Annotated in this window: 19 protein-coding genes; 12 read left to right on the forward strand and 7 right to left on the reverse strand. The window is 58.0% G+C overall.

Annotated features, from left to right (window positions below; all coding sequences use genetic code 11):
- Positions 1-44 precede the first annotated feature (44 nt).
- The 4 genes from nsrR to ACR6AS_RS12975 all read left to right on the forward strand — a co-directional run bounded on the left by nsrR (position 45) and on the right by ACR6AS_RS12975 (position 5,540).
- Positions 45-488: a nitric oxide-sensing transcriptional repressor NsrR gene (gene nsrR, locus ACR6AS_RS12960; protein ID WP_111139217.1), complete on the forward strand. Its 444-nt coding sequence runs from the start codon at positions 45-47 to the stop codon at positions 486-488.
- 16 nt (positions 489-504) lie between these two features.
- Positions 505-3,000, forward strand: a complete 2,496-nt coding sequence (gene rnr / locus ACR6AS_RS12965) for a ribonuclease R (protein ID WP_111139218.1) — start codon at positions 505-507, stop codon at positions 2,998-3,000.
- An 81-nt stretch (positions 3,001-3,081) separates the two neighbouring features.
- Positions 3,082-3,816: a 23S rRNA (guanosine(2251)-2'-O)-methyltransferase RlmB gene (gene rlmB / locus ACR6AS_RS12970; protein WP_111139219.1), complete on the forward strand. Its 735-nt coding sequence runs from the start codon at positions 3,082-3,084 to the stop codon at positions 3,814-3,816.
- 95 nt (positions 3,817-3,911) lie between these two features.
- Positions 3,912-5,540, forward strand: coding sequence for an isovaleryl-CoA dehydrogenase (locus ACR6AS_RS12975; RefSeq protein WP_434162424.1), 1,629 nt, complete (start codon positions 3,912-3,914; stop codon positions 5,538-5,540).
- Here ACR6AS_RS12975 and bsmA read toward each other — a convergent pair.
- Together bsmA and ACR6AS_RS12985 are read right to left on the reverse strand one after the other, a co-directional pair.
- Entirely contained in the window at positions 5,514-5,840 is a 327-nt protein-coding gene (gene bsmA / locus ACR6AS_RS12980; protein ID WP_111139221.1) for a biofilm peroxide resistance protein BsmA, read from the reverse strand. The genes ACR6AS_RS12975 and bsmA overlap by 27 nt on opposite strands.
- Positions 5,841-5,896: 56 nt before the next feature.
- Positions 5,897-7,828: a methyl-accepting chemotaxis protein gene (locus ACR6AS_RS12985; RefSeq protein WP_111139222.1), complete on the reverse strand. Its 1,932-nt coding sequence runs from the start codon at positions 7,826-7,828 to the stop codon at positions 5,897-5,899.
- A gap of 158 nt (positions 7,829-7,986) precedes the next feature.
- On the opposite strand from ACR6AS_RS12985, the gene yjfP reads away from it, so the two are divergent.
- A complete protein-coding gene (yjfP, locus tag ACR6AS_RS12990; protein ID WP_367395863.1) occupies positions 7,987-8,736 on the forward strand; it encodes an esterase in 750 nt (249 codons plus the stop codon).
- A 45-nt stretch (positions 8,737-8,781) separates the two neighbouring features.
- Here the strand turns inward: yjfP and ACR6AS_RS12995 are convergent, their stop codons facing one another.
- Positions 8,782-8,988 carry a hypothetical protein gene (locus ACR6AS_RS12995; protein ID WP_111139224.1) on the reverse strand — a complete coding sequence of 69 codons (207 nt, stop codon included), beginning with the start codon at positions 8,986-8,988 and terminating at the stop codon, positions 8,782-8,784.
- Between the two features lie 404 nt (positions 8,989-9,392).
- On the opposite strand from ACR6AS_RS12995, the gene rpsF reads away from it, so the two are divergent.
- Genes rpsF through rplI form a run of 4 tightly spaced genes read left to right on the forward strand, consistent with a single transcriptional unit; the run spans position 9,393 to position 10,833 of the window.
- A complete protein-coding gene (gene rpsF / locus ACR6AS_RS13000; RefSeq protein WP_009087450.1) occupies positions 9,393-9,788 on the forward strand; it encodes a 30S ribosomal protein S6 in 396 nt (131 codons plus the stop codon).
- A 6-nt stretch (positions 9,789-9,794) separates the two neighbouring features.
- Positions 9,795-10,112: a primosomal replication protein N gene (priB, locus tag ACR6AS_RS13005; protein WP_111139225.1), complete on the forward strand. Its 318-nt coding sequence runs from the start codon at positions 9,795-9,797 to the stop codon at positions 10,110-10,112.
- Between the two features lie 4 nt (positions 10,113-10,116).
- Positions 10,117-10,344 carry a 30S ribosomal protein S18 gene (rpsR, locus tag ACR6AS_RS13010; protein WP_002210155.1) on the forward strand — a complete coding sequence of 76 codons (228 nt, stop codon included), beginning with the start codon at positions 10,117-10,119 and terminating at the stop codon, positions 10,342-10,344.
- 39 nt (positions 10,345-10,383) lie between these two features.
- Positions 10,384-10,833, forward strand: a complete 450-nt coding sequence (gene rplI / locus ACR6AS_RS13015; protein WP_058956512.1) for a 50S ribosomal protein L9 — start codon at positions 10,384-10,386, stop codon at positions 10,831-10,833.
- An 85-nt stretch (positions 10,834-10,918) separates the two neighbouring features.
- Here the strand turns inward: rplI and ACR6AS_RS13020 are convergent, their stop codons facing one another.
- Positions 10,919-11,596, reverse strand: coding sequence for a LysM-like peptidoglycan-binding domain-containing protein (locus ACR6AS_RS13020; RefSeq protein ID WP_293774408.1), 678 nt, complete (start codon positions 11,594-11,596; stop codon positions 10,919-10,921).
- Positions 11,597-11,816: 220 nt separating this feature from the next.
- On the opposite strand from ACR6AS_RS13020, the gene bamJ reads away from it, so the two are divergent.
- Entirely contained in the window at positions 11,817-12,437 is a 621-nt protein-coding gene (gene bamJ / locus ACR6AS_RS13025) for a BamJ family beta-barrel-assembly machinery protein (protein ID WP_128085096.1), read from the forward strand.
- A gap of 43 nt (positions 12,438-12,480) precedes the next feature.
- Here bamJ and ACR6AS_RS13030 read toward each other — a convergent pair whose 3' ends face one another.
- Positions 12,481-14,421, reverse strand: a complete 1,941-nt coding sequence (locus ACR6AS_RS13030) for a bifunctional 2',3'-cyclic-nucleotide 2'-phosphodiesterase/3'-nucleotidase (RefSeq protein WP_367395862.1) — start codon at positions 14,419-14,421, stop codon at positions 12,481-12,483.
- A 294-nt stretch (positions 14,422-14,715) separates the two neighbouring features.
- Between ACR6AS_RS13030 and cysQ the strand changes: the two genes are divergently transcribed.
- Positions 14,716-15,459 carry a 3'(2'),5'-bisphosphate nucleotidase CysQ gene (cysQ, locus tag ACR6AS_RS13035; RefSeq protein ID WP_111139229.1) on the forward strand — a complete coding sequence of 248 codons (744 nt, stop codon included), beginning with the start codon at positions 14,716-14,718 and terminating at the stop codon, positions 15,457-15,459.
- Positions 15,460-15,505: 46 nt separating this feature from the next.
- Here the strand turns inward: cysQ and ACR6AS_RS13040 are convergent, their stop codons facing one another.
- Positions 15,506-16,063 carry a YtfJ family protein gene (locus tag ACR6AS_RS13040; protein WP_111139230.1) on the reverse strand — a complete coding sequence of 186 codons (558 nt, stop codon included), beginning with the start codon at positions 16,061-16,063 and terminating at the stop codon, positions 15,506-15,508.
- 315 nt (positions 16,064-16,378) lie between these two features.
- On the opposite strand from ACR6AS_RS13040, the gene ACR6AS_RS13045 reads away from it, so the two are divergent.
- On the forward strand, positions 16,379-16,585 hold the full coding sequence (locus ACR6AS_RS13045; protein ID WP_003855513.1) for a DUF1107 domain-containing protein: 207 nt from the start codon (positions 16,379-16,381) through the stop codon (positions 16,583-16,585).
- A gap of 140 nt (positions 16,586-16,725) precedes the next feature.
- Here the strand turns inward: ACR6AS_RS13045 and paeA are convergent, their stop codons facing one another.
- On the reverse strand, positions 16,726-18,048 hold the full coding sequence (gene paeA / locus ACR6AS_RS13050; protein WP_111139231.1) for a polyamine export protein PaeA: 1,323 nt from the start codon (positions 18,046-18,048) through the stop codon (positions 16,726-16,728).
- Positions 18,049-18,471: the final 423 nt, after the last annotated feature.

Raw genomic sequence — 18,471 nt, forward strand, 5'->3', positions numbered from 1 at the left:
GGCGATTTATGCAATGTCGTGCCTGAAGGTTCACTGAGGTTACTGTGCAGCTCACAAGTTTTACTGATTATGGCCTGCGGGCCCTGATTTATCTGGCCTCTCTGCCCGAAGGCCAGCAGACCAATATTACTGAAGTGACGAACACCTACGGTTTGTCACGTAACCACATGGTCAAAATCATTAATCAGCTGAGCCGGGAAGGGTATGTCGCAGCCACACGCGGCAAAAATGGCGGGATTCGCCTGGGGATGTCGCCCCGTGAGATTGTGATTGGCGATGTCGTACGAAAAATGGAGCCACTACAATTAGTGGATTGTGCCTCCTGTGCTATTACGCCAGCCTGCCGTCTTAAGCAGGCGCTGCATGATGCAGTACAGCGATTTTTGCAGGAGCTGGATAGCTATACGCTGGCAGATTTGGTCGAAGGGAATACACCACTTTATGAAATCATCCTGTCCCTGTCGCCAGCGGAAATAAATATTAAATGACATCGGAGGAACCGTTATGTCAAAAGATCCTTTTCAGGATAGAGAAGCTGAAAAATACGAAAACCCTATTCCAAGCCGTGAATTTATTCTGGCGCTGTTAGAGAAACGTGAAAAACCGGCCAGCCGTGAAGAGCTGGCTGAAGAGATGAATCTGCACGACGAAGAGCACCTTGAGGCGCTGCGTCGCCGCCTTCGCGCGATGGAGCGCGATGGTCAGCTGGTCTTCACCCGCCGTCAGTGCTATGCGCTGCCAGAACGGCTTGATCTTCTGCGCGGTAAAGTGATCGGCCATCGTGATGGCTATGGTTTCCTGCGGGCTGAAGGTCAGAAAGATGACCTCTACCTCTCTGCCGAACAGATGAAATTCTGTATGCACGGGGATGTGATCCTGGCGCAACCGCTGGGTGCCGATCGCAAAGGCCGTCGCGAAGCGCGCGTGGTTCGCGTGCAGGAGCCGCGCAACAATCAGATCGTTGGCCGCTACTTTACCGATGCCGGAGCGGGCTTCGTGGTGCCCGACGACAGCCGCCTGAGTTTCGATATTCTTATTCCACCGGAAGAGACGATGAACGCCCGCATGGGTTCTGTGGTGGTGGTCGAGCTGGTTCAGCGTCCGAACCGTCGCAGCAAAGCGATCGGTAAAGTGACCGAGATCCTGGGCGACGATATGGGTACCAGCCTGGCCGTCGATATGGCGCTGCGCACCCATGAGATCCCGCACACCTGGCCGCCGGAAGTGGAAGCGCAGGTCAGCCAGCTGAAAGAGGAGGTCCCGGAAGAGGCGAAAAAAGGTCGCGTCGACCTGCGTAAGCTGCCGCTGGTCACCATCGATGGTGAAGATGCCCGTGACTTCGACGATGCCGTTTACTGCGAGAAAAAACGCGGTGGCGGATGGCGTCTCTGGGTCGCTATCGCCGATGTCAGCTACTACGTTCGTCCTGGCACGCCTCTGGATAACGAAGCGCATCAGCGTGGCACCTCGGTCTACTTCCCGTCGCAGGTCGTACCGATGCTGCCGGAAGTGCTCTCCAACGGCTTATGTTCGCTCAACCCGCAGGTCGATCGCCTCTGTATGGTCTGTGAAATGACCATTTCCAGCAAAGGTAAACTCACCGGCTTCAAACACTACGAAGCGGTGATGAACTCCCATGCGCGTCTGACCTACAACAAGGTCTGGAACATCCTGCAGGGTGACAAAGAGCTGCGTCAGCACTATGCGCCGCTGGTCAAAGACCTGGAAGAGCTGCACAACCTCTATCAGGTGCTGGATGCGGCCCGCGAAGAGCGCGGCGGCATCTCCTTTGAAACGGAAGAGGCGAAGTTTATTTTCAACGCCGAGCGTCGTATCGAGCGGGTTGAACGCGCCTCGCGCAATGACGCACACAAGCTGATCGAAGAGTGCATGATCCTGGCGAACATCGCCTCGGCACGCTTCGTGGAGAAAAATCAGGAGCCTGCGCTGTTCCGCGACCACGATCGCCCGACGGATGAGAGCATCAAGAGCTTCCGGACCGTGCTCAACGAGCTGGGTCTGAGCCTGCCGGGCGGCAACAAACCGCAGCCTGTTGACTACGCGGCCCTGCTGAAGCAGGTGGCCGACCGTCCTGATGCGGAGATGCTGCAAACCATGCTGCTGCGCTCCATGAAGCAGGCCGTGTACGACCCGGAAAACCGTGGCCACTTCGGTCTGGCGCTCTCGTCGTATGCTCACTTCACGTCGCCGATTCGGCGTTACCCGGATCTGACGCTGCACCGCGCCATCAAATATCTGCTGGCCAAAGAGCAGGATCAGGGGAAAGGGCTGGTTCAGCGTGCGATCAAATACCTCATGCCGAAAGAGCGCAGCGTAGCCAGTGACATGACGACGGCGACCGGCGGCTATCACTACGACATGCCGCAGATGCTGCAGCTGGGTCTGCACTGCTCCCTGACCGAACGCCGCGCCGACGAAGCGACTCGCGACGTCGCGGACTGGCTTAAGTGTGACTTTATGCAGGATCAGGTCGGCAACGTCTTCAACGGCGTGATCTCCAGCGTCACCGGCTTTGGCTTCTTTGTGCGCTTAAGCGATCTCTTTATCGATGGTCTGGTCCATGTGTCTACACTGGACAACGACTACTACCGTTTTGACCCGGTGGGTCAGCGTCTGATCGGCGAATCCGGCGGCCGCACCTATCGTCTGGGTGACGCGGTCGAGGTTCGAGTGGAAGCGGTTCATATGGACGAACGTAAGATCGACTTTGCCCTGATCTCCAGCCAGCGCCAGGTGCGTGGCGAAGGCAAAACCGCGCGTGACCGCGCGAAGCGTGACGATCAGGCGCCCGCAAAACGTCGTCGTAACGTGAGCCGGAAGTCCAATTTTGAGCCGGATGCTGCGTTCCGCGGTAACAAGGGCAAGCCCGATGCCGGAAGTGGCGGGAAAAAAAGTAAAAACGTCTCGGAAAAAACCCGTAAAATCGCCGCCGCCACCAAGGCAAAGCGCGCCAGGAAAAAGGCTGAGCCTGAGAGCTGAGCCTGACCTGATACGCGCATCCGCCCTCTCTTCCCGGAGAGAGGGCGGTTATTCATTCCTATCCAAACACTGAGCAGATCGATGAGCGAAATTATTTTTGGTATCCACGCCGTGCAGGCGCTGCTGGAACGTAACCCACAACGTTTCCAGGAAGTCTTTATCCTCAAAGGCCGCGACGATCGTCGCCTGCAACCCGTGGTCGCCGCGCTGGAAGCTCAGGGGATCGTGATTCAGCTGGCGGACCGTAAATGGCTCGACAGCCAGGTCGAAGGCGGTGTTCATCAGGGCATCATCGCCCGGGTGAAGCCTGGCCGTCAGTATCAGGAGGGCGACCTGCCGGACCTGCTGCAGAGCCTGGAAAAACCGTTCCTGCTGGTGCTGGATGGCGTCACCGATCCGCACAACCTGGGTGCCTGCCTGCGCAGCGCCGATGCGGCGGGCGTACACGCGGTCATCGTGCCGAAAGATCGCTCTGCGCCGCTGAATGCTACCGCTAAAAAAGTGGCCAGCGGTGCGGCCGAAAGTGTGCCCTTGATCCGCGTGACTAACCTGGCCCGGACGCTGCGTCTGCTGCAGGAGTACAATATCTGGGTGGTCGGCACCGCAGGTGAGGCCGACCATACGGTCTTCCAGAGCAAAATGACCGGCCCGATGGCGCTGGTGATGGGCGCGGAAGGCGAAGGAATGCGCCGTCTGACGCGCGAGCATTGCGATGAGCTGATCAGCATTCCGATGGCGGGCAGCGTCTCTTCACTGAATGTGTCGGTCGCGACCGGTGTCTGTCTGTTTGAAGCGGTGCGCCAGCGTAACGCCTGATGTCCCCTGTGATCCTCGCCACAAATTAGTTTCTGTGCCAGGCATAACCGCGCGTCATTCGCATAATTACTGAGTGACATCCGTGAGGAGTGGTTATGACCTGGACAACACACACCGTTTTTAATCAGCCCCATCCTCTGAGCAACAGCAACCTCTTCCTGTCTGATACGCCGCTCGGCGAGGCACTCTCCCGCGAAGGCGCAGGCTGGGACCGGGAGTGGCTGGCGTCGGTGGGCCAGCAACTGGGCAGCGCCGAGTCGCTGGAGCTGGGCCGGCTGGCCAATGCGGAACCGCCCGAACTGCTGCGCTACGACACCCGTGGCGAACGTCTGGATGAGGTCCGTTTTCATCCTGCCTGGCACCTGCTGATGCAGGGCGTCTGTGCCAGTCGGTTGCATAACCTCAGCTGGCAGCCGACGGTGCGGGAGCAGGCCGGGGTGGCGCGCGCGGCGCGCTTTATTCTGCACGCCCAGGTAGAGGCGGGTACCCTCTGCCCGATGACCATGACGCACGCGGCGATTCCGCTGCTTCAGCGCTGGCTGCCCGCCCTGTTTGAGGGCTGGCTCGATCCGCTGCTCAGCGATCGTTACGACACCCATGCCCAGCCCGGCGACCAGAAGCGTGGGCTGCTGATCGGGATGGGGATGACAGAAAAGCAGGGCGGCAGCGATCTGCTCATCAGCACCACCCGCGCGGAACCGCTTGCGGCGCGCGGCCCCGGTGAGGCGTACCGGCTGACCGGTCACAAATGGTTCTTCTCCGTGCCGCAGAGCGATGCGCATCTGGTGCTGGCTCAGACACCTGCCGGATTAAGCTGCTTCTTCCTGCCGCGTCTGCTGCCTGACGGAACCCGCAACGCCATTCAGCTTGAACAGCTCAAAGATAAACTGGGTAATCGCTCAAATGCCAGCGGCGAGGTGGAGTTCCGCGATGCCACCGGCTGGCTGCTGGGGGAAGAGGGCGAAGGCGTGCGGCTGATCCTGAAAATGGGGGGGATGACGCGCTTCGACTGCGCGCTCGGCAGTCATGGGCAGATGCGACGCGCCTTCTCGGTGGCGCTCTGGCATGCCCACCAGCGCCAGGTGATGGGCAAGACGCTGCTGGAACAACCCCTGATGCGTCAGGTGCTGGCCCGGCAGGCGCTGCAGCTGGAGGGACAGACCGCGCTGCTGATGCGGCTGGCGCGCGCCTGGTCACAACCGGCAAACGCGCATGAGGTCACCTTTGCCCGGCTGATGACGCCAGCGGCGAAATATCAGATCTGCAAAGCGGGGATGCCGTTTGTGGCAGAGTCGATGGAAGTGCTGGGAGGGATCGGCTACTGCGAAGCGAGTGAACTGCCTCGTCTCTATCGCGATATGCCGGTCAACAGTATCTGGGAGGGATCGGGCAACGTCATGTGCCTGGATGTCCTGCGTGTGCTCGTCCGCCATGCAGAGGTGATGACGATGCTGAATCAGGAGTTTGAGGCGGTGAAAGGAAGCAATCGTCACTTCGATGCCCGCTGGCGTCAGCTGCGGCTGAAACTCCGTCAGGTGCCCGAAGAGCAGGCGCGCGAGGTGACCTGCGCGCTGCTGCAGCTGGCGACGGGCGCGCAGCTGCTGAAACATGCCGAACCACCGCTGGCCGATGCGTGGTGCCAGCAGTGGCTTGATCCCCGCGGTCTGCGTCCGCTCGATCCGGTCGTGACCGAACGACTACTGGCGCGCGCCTGCGGCCGGTGAGGCGCCATAGAGGATTGCGCTGGCGTACCATAAGCCCGGCATAACCGTTTCGCTCAGCATCACAATCTGATAGTAAGCGGCGCCAGCCTGATTCGCCTGAGCGGCAACGGCCCGCTGGGCGTCATCCGGCGATCCGTGCACGTTAACGGTAATGTTGCCCAGCTTCGGTAATCCGCCACTCTGTGCCCGTGAGATCTCCTGCGCCTGCGACGTCGGCGCGGGCGGCGCTTTAGGCGTCGTCTCCAGCGCGGAACAGCCTGCCAGCAGCAGGCTCATCACCAGTAAATAAGCGGAACGCATAGCAATACTCCTGTTCAGGACGAAACAGTAAGTGTACGTCATCGCCCTGAACGCCGTCAGGATTTCAGGCTGAACACGCTGACCAGCTGCGTCAGGTGATGCCCTTTATCGCTCAGGCTCTGTGCGCTGTTCTCCGCCTGGGCCACCAGTTCGCTGTTCTGGTGCGTGGCCTGGCTGATCTGGTTCATCGCCAGATTGACCTGACCGATGCCCGCCGCCTGCTGCTGCGCCGCCACGTTGATTTCGCCCATCAGCGCCTGCACCTGCTCAATGTGCGTCACAATGTTGCTCATCGCCTCGCGCGTCTGCTCAGACAGCTGATGACCCTCCGCCACGTTGCCAATGGAGGTGGCAATCAGCCCGTCAATCTCTTTAGCGGCCTGCGCAGAACGCTGCGCCAGCGCGCGCACCTCGGCGGCGACCACCGCAAAACCGCGCCCCTGTTCACCGGCACGCGCGGCTTCCACCGCGGCGTTCAGCGCCAGGATATTGGTCTGGAAGGCGATCGACTCAATGACGTGAGTAATGTCCGCAATGCTTTGCGAGGAAACCTTGATGGCTGACATAGTGCTGACCGAGCGCGTTACCGTCTGGCTGCCGTGGCTGACGATCTCGCTGGCTTCGGCCACCAGTGACATCGCCTGCCGGAGGCTGTCCGCAGTGTGCTCAACCGTGGCACCAAACTGCTCCATGCTGGCGGAGGTCTCCTCCACGCTGCTGGCCTGACGGCCGATCTGCTCGCTGATGTTATGACTGCTGGCTGCGATGGTGTCGGTGCCCTGGCTGATCTCCTGGGCGGCACCACGCACCTGACTGACGATCTTCTCCAGGCCATCGCCAATGCCGTTAATGGCGATGATCAGCTGGCCCACTTCGTCACGGCGCGGGGTCTCCATGTGAACCTGCAGATTACCAGCGGCATACTGCTCTGCCAGATGAATGACCTGCTGCAGCGGACGGGTAATCGCCCGGCGGCTGTACCAGACAAACCCCAGCGCAAAGATGACGACCAGCACCAGTCCGGTCATCAGGAACAGATTGCGGCTCTGCATGATCGGTGCGAGCAGGCTGGCCCGGTTGACTTCGCCGGTGATGACCCAGTTCCAGCCCGGCAGCTGCTGCCATGCCAGAATTTTATGCTCACCCTCGATCTCCACCTGCTGCATGCCCTGCGACTGCGTCAGCAGCGGCGTTAAGATGGCGCTGTCCCATGCGGGCTGTTTCCCTTCGTTTTCCTGTGCGAACAGATACTCGCCCTGTGACTTGCCGGGGGTGCCGTTAAGCACAAAGAAGCGACCGCTGTCGCCCAGCCGACGCGCCAGGATCTTTTCACGCATCAGCGCATACTGCTTATCGATTCCTACGCCGACAAACAGGATCGCGACGACTCTGCCACTCTCATCTTTGACCGGCTGATATTGTGTGATGTAGCGATGGCCAAACAGCGTCGCCAGACCCTGATACACATTGCCCTGATGAACGCTTTTCCATGCCGCGCCACTGCGATCGAGCTGGGTGCCAATCGCCCGACTGCCATCCTGCTTTTTCAGCGAGGTTGAGATACGGATAAAATCATCGCCGTCACGCACGAAAATGGTGGCAACGGCGGCAGTGCGTTCGGTGAAATCGTCGACGGCGGTCTGATCGAGGTTCAGCGTCTTTAATCCGGCGCGCAGCACCGGCGTCGAAAAGTCGCCCACCTGCACCCTGGCGGTTTCATCCAGGCTGAAACGCCTGGGCAGGAAGCTGGTAAACAGACTGGTGTAGTGTGTGACCTCTTCGGTCAGGGTGGCGTTGAACATAGTGGCCATTTCACTGATGCCCTGCACCTGATTGTGCATGTCATCGATGGCGAGATTTTCCAGCTGGCGCGAGGCGTTGTGGCTCTGAGTCAGTGTCAGAACCAGCAGCAACAGCGCTACGCTCAGGGACGTCATAACTGACAGCTTAACGCCAAGACTCAGTCCGCTGAGAGAGAGACGCTTCATAAATTACCTTTGAATAAGTTAGAGGGGTACACCATCAACGGCAACGCGCTGAAAAAGTTTAGCGCGATGTCTGCGGCGTTCGTCGCGCAGGACATTTCGCAAACGCCTGTGCAGGACGTACACTTGAACTCCCTGTTTTTCCCCTTTCAGGAGAGACCATGATCGAACTCACCACCGACACGCTGGCCGGTATCGAATGCCTGCACGCCGCGCCCGCCGGACAGCGCCATCAGCCCCTGCCCACTGTGCTGTTTTATCACGGGTTTACCTCCTCTAAAGAGGTCTATGCCTACTTCGCCGTGGCCCTGGCGCAGGCGGGATTCCGGGCGGTGATGCCGGACGCCGAGCTGCACGGTGCGCGTTATTACGGTGACGCAGAGACCCGCCTCGACCGCTTCTGGGAGATCCTGAAACAGAACATTGATGAGCTGCCGCAGCTGGAAGCCGCGCTGCGTGACAGTCACCTGATCGCGGAGGAACGTTTTGCGGTGGCGGGGGCGTCGATGGGTGGCATGACGGCGCTGGGAGCAATGGTGCGTTATCCGCAGATCCGCAGCGTCGCCTGTATGATGGGGTCAGGCTATTTTATGCAGCTCAGCCAGTCGCTGTTTCCGCCGCAGGTGGCCGACACACCGGCGCGAAAGGCGGCATTCGACGCCCGCATGGCACCGCTGGCGGAGTATGATCCCTGCAACCGGCTGGAGGCGCTGGCCGATCGTCCGCTGCTGCTGTGGCATGGTGAGGCGGATGAGGTCGTGCCCTGGGCGGAAAGCGTGCGGCTGGAGAAGGCGCTGCGTGACAACGGGCTGGCGCAGCATCTGACAGCGCTGTCAGAAAAAGCCATCGGGCACAAGATCACTCCGTCGGCCCTGACGGCGCTGGTGCGTTTTTTCACTCATCATCTGTAAAACAGACGGGCGGCGCGTCATGCTGCCGCCCGTTACGTTACGGCCTTACCAGTGCGCAGACGCCTTTTCTGCGGCACGGGCGGGCATGCCGACCGGGTTTCTTTCCGGCGTATCGAGCCGGTTGACGTAGACATAACCCGATGCCACTTCGCTGCTGTGACTTCTCATCTGCTGCGCACAGTCAGCGTGGCTGGCAAGAGCGGGTAGAGACAGGAAGAGACCCAGGAGGGTGGCGATGACGAACCTTTTCATGTCCGACTCCTCACTTCAGGGAACACACTCTGAACGCCGCCACCAGAGCATCTGCGGCGTCTCAGTTAATTTTAGCGATCGGCGACATTATCGCCAGCGTGCCCCACTGAACCTCATCATCAGCCTTTTTGAACAAACCCGGATTAACCCGCTGTATTCCCGTCATTAGCACAAAAAGCCACAGGTTGTGGCACGACGCCTGCGATTTGTTTAAATGTGCGCTTGAGTTCGGGGGCGGTCGCCAGTATGATTACGCGTCAATTTTTCAGCCGCATTCTCAGGCTGTGTCCCACAAGTGCTCGCCCTGGCGAACGTTTGTGGGACACAGCCTATAACGTTCCTTGCTTCCATGGGCCGCGGCTGACCCCGACAGGAGGCTGAATAATCCGTAAGGAGCAATTTCGATGCGTCATTACGAAATCGTATTTATGGTTCATCCTGACCAGAGCGAACAGGTTCCTGGCATGATCGAGCGTTACACTGGTGCTATCACTGGTGCACAGGGCACGATTCACCGCCTGGAAGACTGGGGCCGTCGTCAGCTGGCTTACCCGATCAACAAACTGCACAAAGCGCATTACGTTCTGATGAACGTTGAAGCGCCGCAGGAAGCGATCGATGAGCTGGAAACGAACTTCCGCTTCAACGACGCCGTTATCCGTAGCATGGTTATGCGCGTTAAACACGCGGTAACTGAAGCATCACCGATGGTTAAAGCGAAAGATGAGCGTCGTGATCGTCGCGAAGATTTTGCTAACGAATCCGCTGATGAGTCAGATGCTGGGGATTCTGAAGAGTAATCCATCGTGACGGTTAATCGACTGCGCTTGTCGGGCACTGTGTGCAAGACGCCGGTTCGAAAAATTAGCCCGTCAGGAATTCCTCACTGTCAGTTTGTGCTTGAGCACCGCTCAGTGCAGGAGGAGGCCGGGTTTCACCGGCAAGCCTGGTGTCGTATGCCGGTGATTATCAGCGGCAGCACCCATCAGGTGATTACTCAACATATAACGGTCGGCACGCAACTCTCACTCGACGGTTTCATTAGTTGCCATCAGGCACGAAATGGCCAGAGCAAAGTGGTGTTCCATGCCGAGCAGATTGAATTGATAGATTCTGGAGACTAGCCTAATGGCACGTTATTTCCGTCGTCGCAAGTTCTGCCGTTTCACCGCGGAAGGCGTTGTTGAGATCGATTACAAAGACATCGCAACGTTAAAAAATTACATTACCGAAAGCGGTAAAATTGTCCCGAGCCGTATCACCGGTACTCGTGCAAAATACCAGCGTCAGTTGGCTCGCTGCATCAAGCGCGCGCGTTACCTGTCTCTGCTGCCGTACACTGATCGTCATCAGTAATCGGCAACTGTCCATTAACGACTTTAAGAGGATAAGGTAATGCAAGTTATTCTGCTTGATAAAGTAGCAAACCTGGGCAGCCTGGGTGATCAGGTTAACGTTAAAGCGGGCTACGCTCGTAACTTCCTGGTTCCACAGGGCAAAGCTGTTCCTGCCACGAAGAAAAACGTTGAGTATTTCGAAGCACGTCGTGCTGAACTGGAAGCCAAACTGGCTGACGTTCAGTCTGCAGCGACTGCACGCGCTGAGAAGATCAATGCACTGGGCACCGTGACCATCACGTCTAAAGCAGGCGATGAAGGTAAACTGTTCGGTTCAATCGGTACCCGCGACATCGCTGATGCAGTCACTGCAGCAGGCGTTGACGTAGCGAAGAGCGAAGTTCGTCTGCCGAACGGCGTTCTGCGTACCACCGGTGAGCATGAAGTGGACTTCCAGGTTCACAGCGATGTATTCGCTAAGCTGACCGTAAAAGTTGTTGCTGGTTAATCTGATTAACTGAGCACGACAAAAAAGACGCCGGCCTTGTGCCGGCGTTTTTGTTTTTATCGTTTACCTCACCGCAGTTCGCCGCTTACTGCGCCCGGATAAAGCTGCCGTCCGGCTGACGGGTAAAGAGTACCGGACCGCTGGCACTGTCAACCGTCAGGCCGGTCACCGTGCCCTGCGCATCCTGACGAATCTTCACCTGCTGACCACTTTTCAGTGAGCTGAGCGGCTGATCGTTGCCTTCCACCCGCGCCATCGCAAACACATCGTTCACCGGCAGGCTATTGTCACGAAACAGCTGCGCCAGCGTCTGACCCGAGGCGATAGTCAGGCTGCGCCATGCGCCCTGCGAATCGGCCTTTGGCGTCTGCTGTGAGGCAGAAGAGGAGGGCTGACGGCTGCTGTTGTCATCATAGATATCCGCCTGCATCGGCACCTCTTTTTCTGCAGAGGGGGTCGCAGGCTGTTCGACCGGATAGCGCAGCGTGCTGGCAGGCCAGAGAAACGCTACCAGCATCACCAGCAGGGCCGCCACGATGCCGCGCCGGTGCGGTGCGGGCAGCGGATCCATCCAGCCGATGTGGTCGGTAAAGTGCCAGATACGCTGAAGCCATGCTGGCAGGCGGGACGACGCGTCTGAAGCCATTCGGGGTTCCTCCTCTCCGGCAGGGCGCTGTGGCCTGCGTGCGGCCAGCCAGGCCTGCAGCCGGGAAACGGTCTGTGTTGCACGCATCCTGCGGCGGCGGGGGGCAATCTGGCCCATGTTTACTCTCTTATTAGTATGCTTGAGACGGGGTAAATCCCGTCCATAGTTATAGTATGGGCAATACCGGCGCGAAGTGCCTGCCAGCATTCATAAAATTGACGACTCTATTGTTTCCTTTTCATCAGCAAAAGTCATCTGCGACGCAGGGCATTTTACGCCAGCGGCCTGCGCTGCTATGCTGCCGGTTCGAATTTATCCGAGAGTGAAAGGAACGAAGATGACTACCCCTTCTTTCGACAGCGTCGAAGCACAAGCAAGTTACGGTATTGGTTTACAGGTTGGCCAGCAGTTGCTGGAATCTGGTCTGCAGGGGCTGCAACCAGAAGCACTGCTCGCGGGCCTGCGCGACGCGCTGGAAGGGAACTCGCCGGCCGTTCCGGTTGATGTGGTTCATCGCGCACTGCGTGAAGTGCATGAACGTGCTGAAGGCGTGCGTCGTGAGCGCACCGAAGCGATGGCAGCAGAAGGCCAGGCCTTCCTGCAGGAAAATGCGCAGCGTGAAGGCGTGAACAGCACCGAGTCGGGCCTGCAGTTCAGCGTGATTACCCAGGGTGAAGGTCCAATCCCGTCACGCCAGGATCGCGTTCGCGTTCACTATACGGGCAAACTGATCGACGGCAGCGTGTTCGACAGCTCCGTTGCGCGTGGTGAACCGGCAGAATTCCCGGTAAGCGGTGTGATCCCAGGCTGGATCGAAGCCCTGACCCTGATGCCGGTTGGCTCGAAATGGGAACTGGTGATCCCACAGAACCTCGCCTACGGTGAGCGTGGCGCGGGTGCCTCCATCCCGCCATTCAGCACCCTGATCTTCGAAGTCGAACTGCTGGAAATTCTGTAATCTTCAGCGCTGCAACCCGCGGGTTGCAGCGTTTCCCCGCCTGTTACTGCTGTAAATTCACCTGCCACAACGCAAAGCCCGTCGCATCAGTCCCTTTGGGCTGCAGCGGATATTGCGCATGCTGCTGAATAAACCCGGTCGCTTTCTCACCTGGCGCCGTTTCGAACTGAATGTCGAGCGGTGTGGAGGCGCTTATCGGCGCCAGCCGCCAGTTATTATCCGCCTTTGGCTGCACCTCACCGTGCGCTTTGGTTTCAGCGCTGATGTAGGCGGCCACCACGGCGCGGTTCTCATCCGGCGAGGCAAAGGCGATATAGCGATCGCCGGTGCCGGCAAACTTGCCGCCATAGGCGCGATAGTTATTGGTCGCCACCAGGAAGGTTGCCTGCGGGTCGATGGGCTTACCCTGCCAGCTCAGCTGACGGATACGTGACGACTCCGGATGGATCAGCTGACACTCCGCATCGTAGCGGGCGGGCTGGGTGACATCGATCTGATACGTGACGCCATCGATCACATCAAAGTTATAGGTGCGGAAATCCCAGTTGATCAGCGACTGCGTTTTCGGGCTGTTCGGATCGATCTGATTAAACTGCCCGGCTGAACACTCCAGCCACTCTTTGACCTGCGCGCCGCTGACCTTCATCACCACCAGGGTGTTCGGATAAAGATAGAGATCGGCGGCGTTTCGGAAGGTCAGCGCGCCTTTTTCCACTTCGACATAGCTGGCCGGATCGTTTTTACGTCCGCCCGCCTTAAACGGCGCGGCCGCAGAGAGCACCGGCAGGCGGCCCAGATCGGGGTCGCCCTGGATAAAGTGCTCAACGTAGGCGCGCTGGGCATTGTTGACGATCTGCACCGTGGGATCGTCCTGCACCAGCGACAGATAGCTGTACATCACGTCGGCAGAGCGGCCGATGGGCTTCGCCACAAACTCGCGGGTGGCGCGGTGATCCTCAGCCAGAACGTTTACCAGCGCCGGGTCTTCTGCCGCCAGCGACTTCTTCGCGGCGGTATCGTAGATGGGCCGGGCCTGGGCCTTACCACTGCTTACCTGCCAGCGATCGCCCTCCTTGCTGAGCACCAGGTCAACCACGCCGAGATGATCGCCCCACATGCCCGGCATCACCGCCGGGATCCCGTTCAGCGTACCCTGGGTGATATCGGCGCCCCGGATGGTCGCAAAATCTTTGCCAGGGAAGACCGCATGTGCATGACCGAACAGAATGGCGTTAATGCCCTCCACCTGGCTGAGGTAATAAACCGAGTTCTCCGCCATAGCGTGCCAGGGCTCGCTGCTGAGACCGGAGTGGGGAATGGCAATGATCAGGTCTGCGCCCTGCGCGCGCATCTCCGGCACCAGGCGGCGCGCCGTCTCTGTAATGTCATCGACCCGCACCTTACCCTGCAGATTGGCTTTATCCCACACCATAATCTGTGGCGGCACGAAGCCGATGTAGCCTATCTTCAGGGTCTGCATATTGCCGTCGCGATCCACAACCTGAGTGGATTTGATGAGGTAGGGGGTGAACAGGGGTTTACCGCTCTTCACGTCAATCACGTTGGCGTTTACATAGGGGAAGCGGGCGCCCGCCAGCGCTTTTTTCAGATAGGGCAGACCATAGTTGAATTCGTGGTTGCCGAGATTGCCGACGCTGTAGTCCAGCGTGTTGAGCGCCTTGTAAACCGGGTGGATCTCGCCCTCGCGCAACCCTTTCGCGGCCATATAGTCGCCCAGCGGGCTGCCCTGAATGATGTCGCCGTTATCGACCAGTACGCTGTTTTTTACCTCCTGGCGCGCGGCATGAATCAGCGTAGCGGTGCGCACCAGGCCAAACTTCTCGGTCGGCGTGTCTTTGTAGTAGTCGAAATCCATCATATTGCTGTGCAGATCGGTGGTTTCCAGTATCCGCAAATCCACCGTTGCGGCCTGTGTGGCGACGGAAACGCTCAGGGCCAGTAACATCATTCCGGGCTTAAACATGCTTGCTCCTGCTGCAGATTAATTTAAGGCTCTCAAAATAATGTAAAAGCATGACAGATAGTCATTTTAAATCGTGATGGATATAACGTTTTGGCCGATCGGCCTGCGGCAAAGTCCGATACGACAGCACCACCACAGTGCGGGCGTGGCGATAAGGCGATAACTATGATATTGATATATCTATAAATTGGTTCGCTGATTCGCCCGTTAACCGGCGCATCAGGCGAAACTGCTAAAATGTCACTATCTGACGCTGAGCTCTTCCCGCAGCAGATCGACATAATGAGGTGAAAAATGTTAGAGCAACTCTGCCAGCTGGCACGCGAAGCAGGCGACGCGATTATGCAGGTCTATGACGGCGCCGCGCCGCTTGACGTTTCTCACAAATCGGATGATTCGCCGGTCACCGCCGCAGATATCGCCGCGCACAAGGTGATCCTGGCGGGGCTGAGGGCGCTGACGCCCGATCTCCCCGTCCTGTCAGAAGAGGATCCGCCCGCCTGGGAGGTGCGTCAGCACTGGCAGCGTTACTGGCTGGTTGATCCGCTGGATGGCACCAAAGAGTTTATCAAGCGCAACGGTGAGTTTACCGTGAATATCGCGCTGATCGAGGCGGGCAAGCCGGTGATGGGCGTGGTCTACGCGCCGGTGCTGGACGTGATGTACTCCGCGGCCGAAGGCAAAGCGTGGAAAGAGGAGGGCGGTCAGCGTGAGCAGATTCACGTACGTGACGCCCGGCCGCCACTGGTGGTGGTGAGCCGCTCTCATGGCGACGACGAGGAGATGAAAGAGTATCTGAAGCAACTCGGAGAGCATCAGACCGTCGCAACCGGCTCCTCGCTGAAATTCTGCCTGGTGGCTGAAGGCAAAGCGCAGCTCTATCCCCGCTTCGGGCCGACCAACATCTGGGATACGGGCGCGGGTCACGCGGTGGCGATGGCAGCGGGCGCGCATGTGCATGACTGGCAGGGCAGAACGCTGGACTACACGCCGCGCGAATCTTTCCTTAATCCCGGCTTCCGCGTTTCGCTGTTTTAAGACGGCGCTGAGCCTGAAAACCCCGGCGGGCGCCGGGGTTTTGCTGTTACGCCTTCAGCAGCGAGGTCACCAGTGCTATCACCCGGGTCACCTCATCCTGCGTCAGCGGTCCATCCTTCACGAATCTCACCTTGCCCTGCTTATCCAGCACCACGATCGCAGAGCTGCCCGGCTGAAGCTGCCAGGCACGCTGTACCTCGCCCTTGCTGTCGACAATAAACTGCGACCAGGGATACTGCTGCTTATTGGTTTCGATGCTGCTGCGCACAAACATGCCTGTACCGGGTATCGCATCATCGGTATTCACGATAGTCGTGGTCTGATAACGATCGTGGGGCAGCTTCGCGGCCTTGATCGCCTCTATCAGCGCCGCGTTCATCTGCTTCGCCGATGAGCGACCGGCAATATGCTGGATGACGCGAACTTTTCCACTCAGCTGCGCGCTGTTCCAGTTTTTATAGCTAAACTTCTCCTGCTGCAGGATCAGTTCGCCTTTGTCATTGACGCCCACCGCCGGAACACGCGTCTCCTGTCTGAGATCGTGCGCCATAGCACCTGTCGGGATCAGAAACGAGAGCGCCAGTGCGGCCAGAGTTGTTCGCATTGCTATTTCCTTAGGTGATCAGACCAGTTAGTCATTTTACTGCAATAGTAAGCAGGGATGATGCGCCTGTCCTGGAAAGGTGTCAGGTTTGTTATGCCCGCCACAATTCCTTAACCAATGAAGGTTTATACTGTGTCATGTGAGCCTGATAACAGAGTGTTCTGTAATGATGTGTCAATTCAGTAAAAAAATTCACTTTTTGGCACACCACCCAGACTGAGTGTTCTATAGTTATCGCGAATTCGCGCTTCATGGGCTGGCACCAAATTTGGAAACGGCGAAGCGTGCTTTAAAAATGTACAGGAGTTAGTCAGTATGAAGATCTTCCAGCGCTATAATCCGCTGCAAATAGCGAAATATGTAAAAACGCTGTTCAAAGGAAGGTTGTATATCAAGGACGTTGGCGCGTTCGAGTTTGATAAAGGGAAAGTCCTTATTCCGCGCGTCAAAGACAAACAGCATCTGAGCGTGATGTCAGAAATTAACCGCCAGGTCGTGCGTCTCAAGCTTGAGTTCAACTAAAGACAAGGGCGCCGATGGGCGCCCTTGATGCTTACGGGGTCAGAGGGTCTGCGTCATCACTCTGAACCGGGGCATATCACCCCTTCACCGATGCCCACAGTCTGACACCCGACGCCCGCCAGAACAGGCGCTGAGTGAATCTACTCTTCTTCGCTTTTGGTCATACTCAGCACCGGCGGTCGTTCATCAATGCGGGTGACCAGTAACTGATCGATACGGTAGCTGTCGATATCCACCACCTCGAATTTGTACCCCGCGAACTTCACAAAGTCGGTGCGTTTCGGGATCTTACGCAGCATATACATCATAAAGCCGCCGATGGTTTCGTAGTTGCCGGACTGCGGGAATTCATCAATGTCCAGCACACGCATCACGTCATCGATCGGCGTGCCGCCTTCAACCAGCCATGAATTCTCGTCACGGGCGACGATCTGCTCTTCCATGCCCTGACCGACCAGATCGCCCATCAGCGTGGTCATCACGTCATTCAGGGTAATGATGCCGACGACCAGCGCATATTCGTTCATGATCACCGCGAAATCTTCACCGGCGGTTTTGAAACTTTCCAGCGCCTCAGAGAGGGTCAGCGTATCCGGCACGATCAGCGCAGAGCGAATCTGCAGGCCGCTGTTCAGCGCCATGCTCTGATTGCCCAGCACGCGCAGCAGCAGCTCTTTCGAGTCGACGTAGCCGACGATATGGTCGATGTCGCCGCTGCAGACTAAAAACTTGGAGTGCGGATGCTCGGCGATTTTTGTTTTCAGGCTGGTTTCATCTTCGTGCAGATCAAACCAGACGATATTCTCACGCGAGGTCATGGAGGAGGGAACGGTACGCGACTCCAGCTCGAACACGTTTTCAATCAGTTCATGCTCCTGCTTACGCAGCACCCCGGCCAGCGCACCCGCTTCAACGACGGCGTAGATATCGTCGGAGGTGATGTCATCTTTACGCACCATCGGCAGTTTAAAGAGGCGGAAGAAGACGTTAGCCAGGCCATTAAACAGCCACACCAGCGGGCGCATGACCAGCAAACAGAAGCGCATCGGATTGATGATGCGTAGCGCGATGGTTTCCGGGGCCACCATGCCGACCCGTTTCGGGGTTAAATCGGCGAACAGGATAAACATGCTGGTGACGATGGTGAAGGAGCAGATAAAGCTGAGCTGTTCGGCCAGCGCCGGGGAGACAAACTGATCAAACAGGCCCCGGAAGACCGGCGAAAACGCCGCATCACCGACGATACCGCCCAGAATGGCGACGGCATTGAGACCAATCTGCACCACGGTGAAGAACATGCCTGGCGTTTCCTGCATTTTCAATACGCGCTGCGCATTGACATTGCCTTCATCGGCCAGCAGTTTCAGTTTGATCTTACGGGCCGCGGCCAGCGAGATCTCGGACAGAGAAAAAAAAGCACTGATTACGATCAGCAACAGAATGATGAGTAAGCTATCTAACATATGAGATCCAAAGGGTTATCCACATGTCATTTTTGGCCTGGGCAGCGTGGGTAAGCGCAAACAGAGCGGGTTTATCCATGAAACAGAGCTATCCGTGCCAAAAATGTCTGCGCCATATCGACAGAGAATGAGATGTCGGGGCAGAAATGAAAACAGGCGGGATGCCTGTGGTGGCCGATTATAGCAGGAGCGCTCATCGTGCCGCCAGAGGGCAAACCACCGTGTCACGACGCCTGAGCGGCCAGCGTGTTCCGGATTTATCTGAGTGCGTCATTCCGGACCGATCATTCCCGCCTGCAGGAGTTGTATCCCCCCGTTCATTTACCGACAATATGGCGTTATTTGACTTAGATGTCAGCGTTGCGTCGCCGTTTGCCATAAAGTGCGGCTATGATGAGGGTGTTGCCGTTGCGGTAGTGCGGG

Origin of the sequence: Pantoea phosphatilytica (assembly GCF_051025615.1) — a bacterium.
Classification (GTDB): Bacteria; Pseudomonadota; Gammaproteobacteria; order Enterobacterales; family Enterobacteriaceae; genus Pantoea.

Bases quoted from the DNA above. Each gene is read 5' to 3' on its own strand.
- cysQ (WP_111139229.1), top strand. From the start codon at position 14,716: ATGTTAGAGCAACTCTGCCAGCTGGCACGCGAAGCAGGCGACGCGATT.
- rpsR (WP_002210155.1), top strand. From the start codon at position 10,117: ATGGCACGTTATTTCCGTCGTCGCAAGTTCTGCCGTTTCACCGCGGAA.
- bamJ (WP_128085096.1), top strand. From the start codon at position 11,817: ATGACTACCCCTTCTTTCGACAGCGTCGAAGCACAAGCAAGTTACGGT.
- ACR6AS_RS12985 (WP_111139222.1), bottom strand. From the start codon at position 7,828: ATGAAGCGTCTCTCTCTCAGCGGACTGAGTCTTGGCGTTAAGCTGTCA.
- rpsF (WP_009087450.1), top strand. From the start codon at position 9,393: ATGCGTCATTACGAAATCGTATTTATGGTTCATCCTGACCAGAGCGAA.
- yjfP (WP_367395863.1), top strand. From the start codon at position 7,987: ATGATCGAACTCACCACCGACACGCTGGCCGGTATCGAATGCCTGCAC.
- ACR6AS_RS13045 (WP_003855513.1), top strand. From the start codon at position 16,379: ATGAAGATCTTCCAGCGCTATAATCCGCTGCAAATAGCGAAATATGTA.
- ACR6AS_RS12995 (WP_111139224.1), bottom strand. From the start codon at position 8,988: ATGAAAAGGTTCGTCATCGCCACCCTCCTGGGTCTCTTCCTGTCTCTA.
- rnr (WP_111139218.1), top strand. From the start codon at position 505: ATGTCAAAAGATCCTTTTCAGGATAGAGAAGCTGAAAAATACGAAAAC.
- ACR6AS_RS12975 (WP_434162424.1), top strand. From the start codon at position 3,912: ATGACCTGGACAACACACACCGTTTTTAATCAGCCCCATCCTCTGAGC.
- bsmA (WP_111139221.1), bottom strand. From the start codon at position 5,840: ATGCGTTCCGCTTATTTACTGGTGATGAGCCTGCTGCTGGCAGGCTGT.
- rlmB (WP_111139219.1), top strand. From the start codon at position 3,082: ATGAGCGAAATTATTTTTGGTATCCACGCCGTGCAGGCGCTGCTGGAA.
- ACR6AS_RS13020 (WP_293774408.1), bottom strand. From the start codon at position 11,596: ATGGGCCAGATTGCCCCCCGCCGCCGCAGGATGCGTGCAACACAGACC.
- ACR6AS_RS13040 (WP_111139230.1), bottom strand. From the start codon at position 16,063: ATGCGAACAACTCTGGCCGCACTGGCGCTCTCGTTTCTGATCCCGACA.
- ACR6AS_RS13030 (WP_367395862.1), bottom strand. From the start codon at position 14,421: ATGTTTAAGCCCGGAATGATGTTACTGGCCCTGAGCGTTTCCGTCGCC.
- paeA (WP_111139231.1), bottom strand. From the start codon at position 18,048: ATGTTAGATAGCTTACTCATCATTCTGTTGCTGATCGTAATCAGTGCT.
- rplI (WP_058956512.1), top strand. From the start codon at position 10,384: ATGCAAGTTATTCTGCTTGATAAAGTAGCAAACCTGGGCAGCCTGGGT.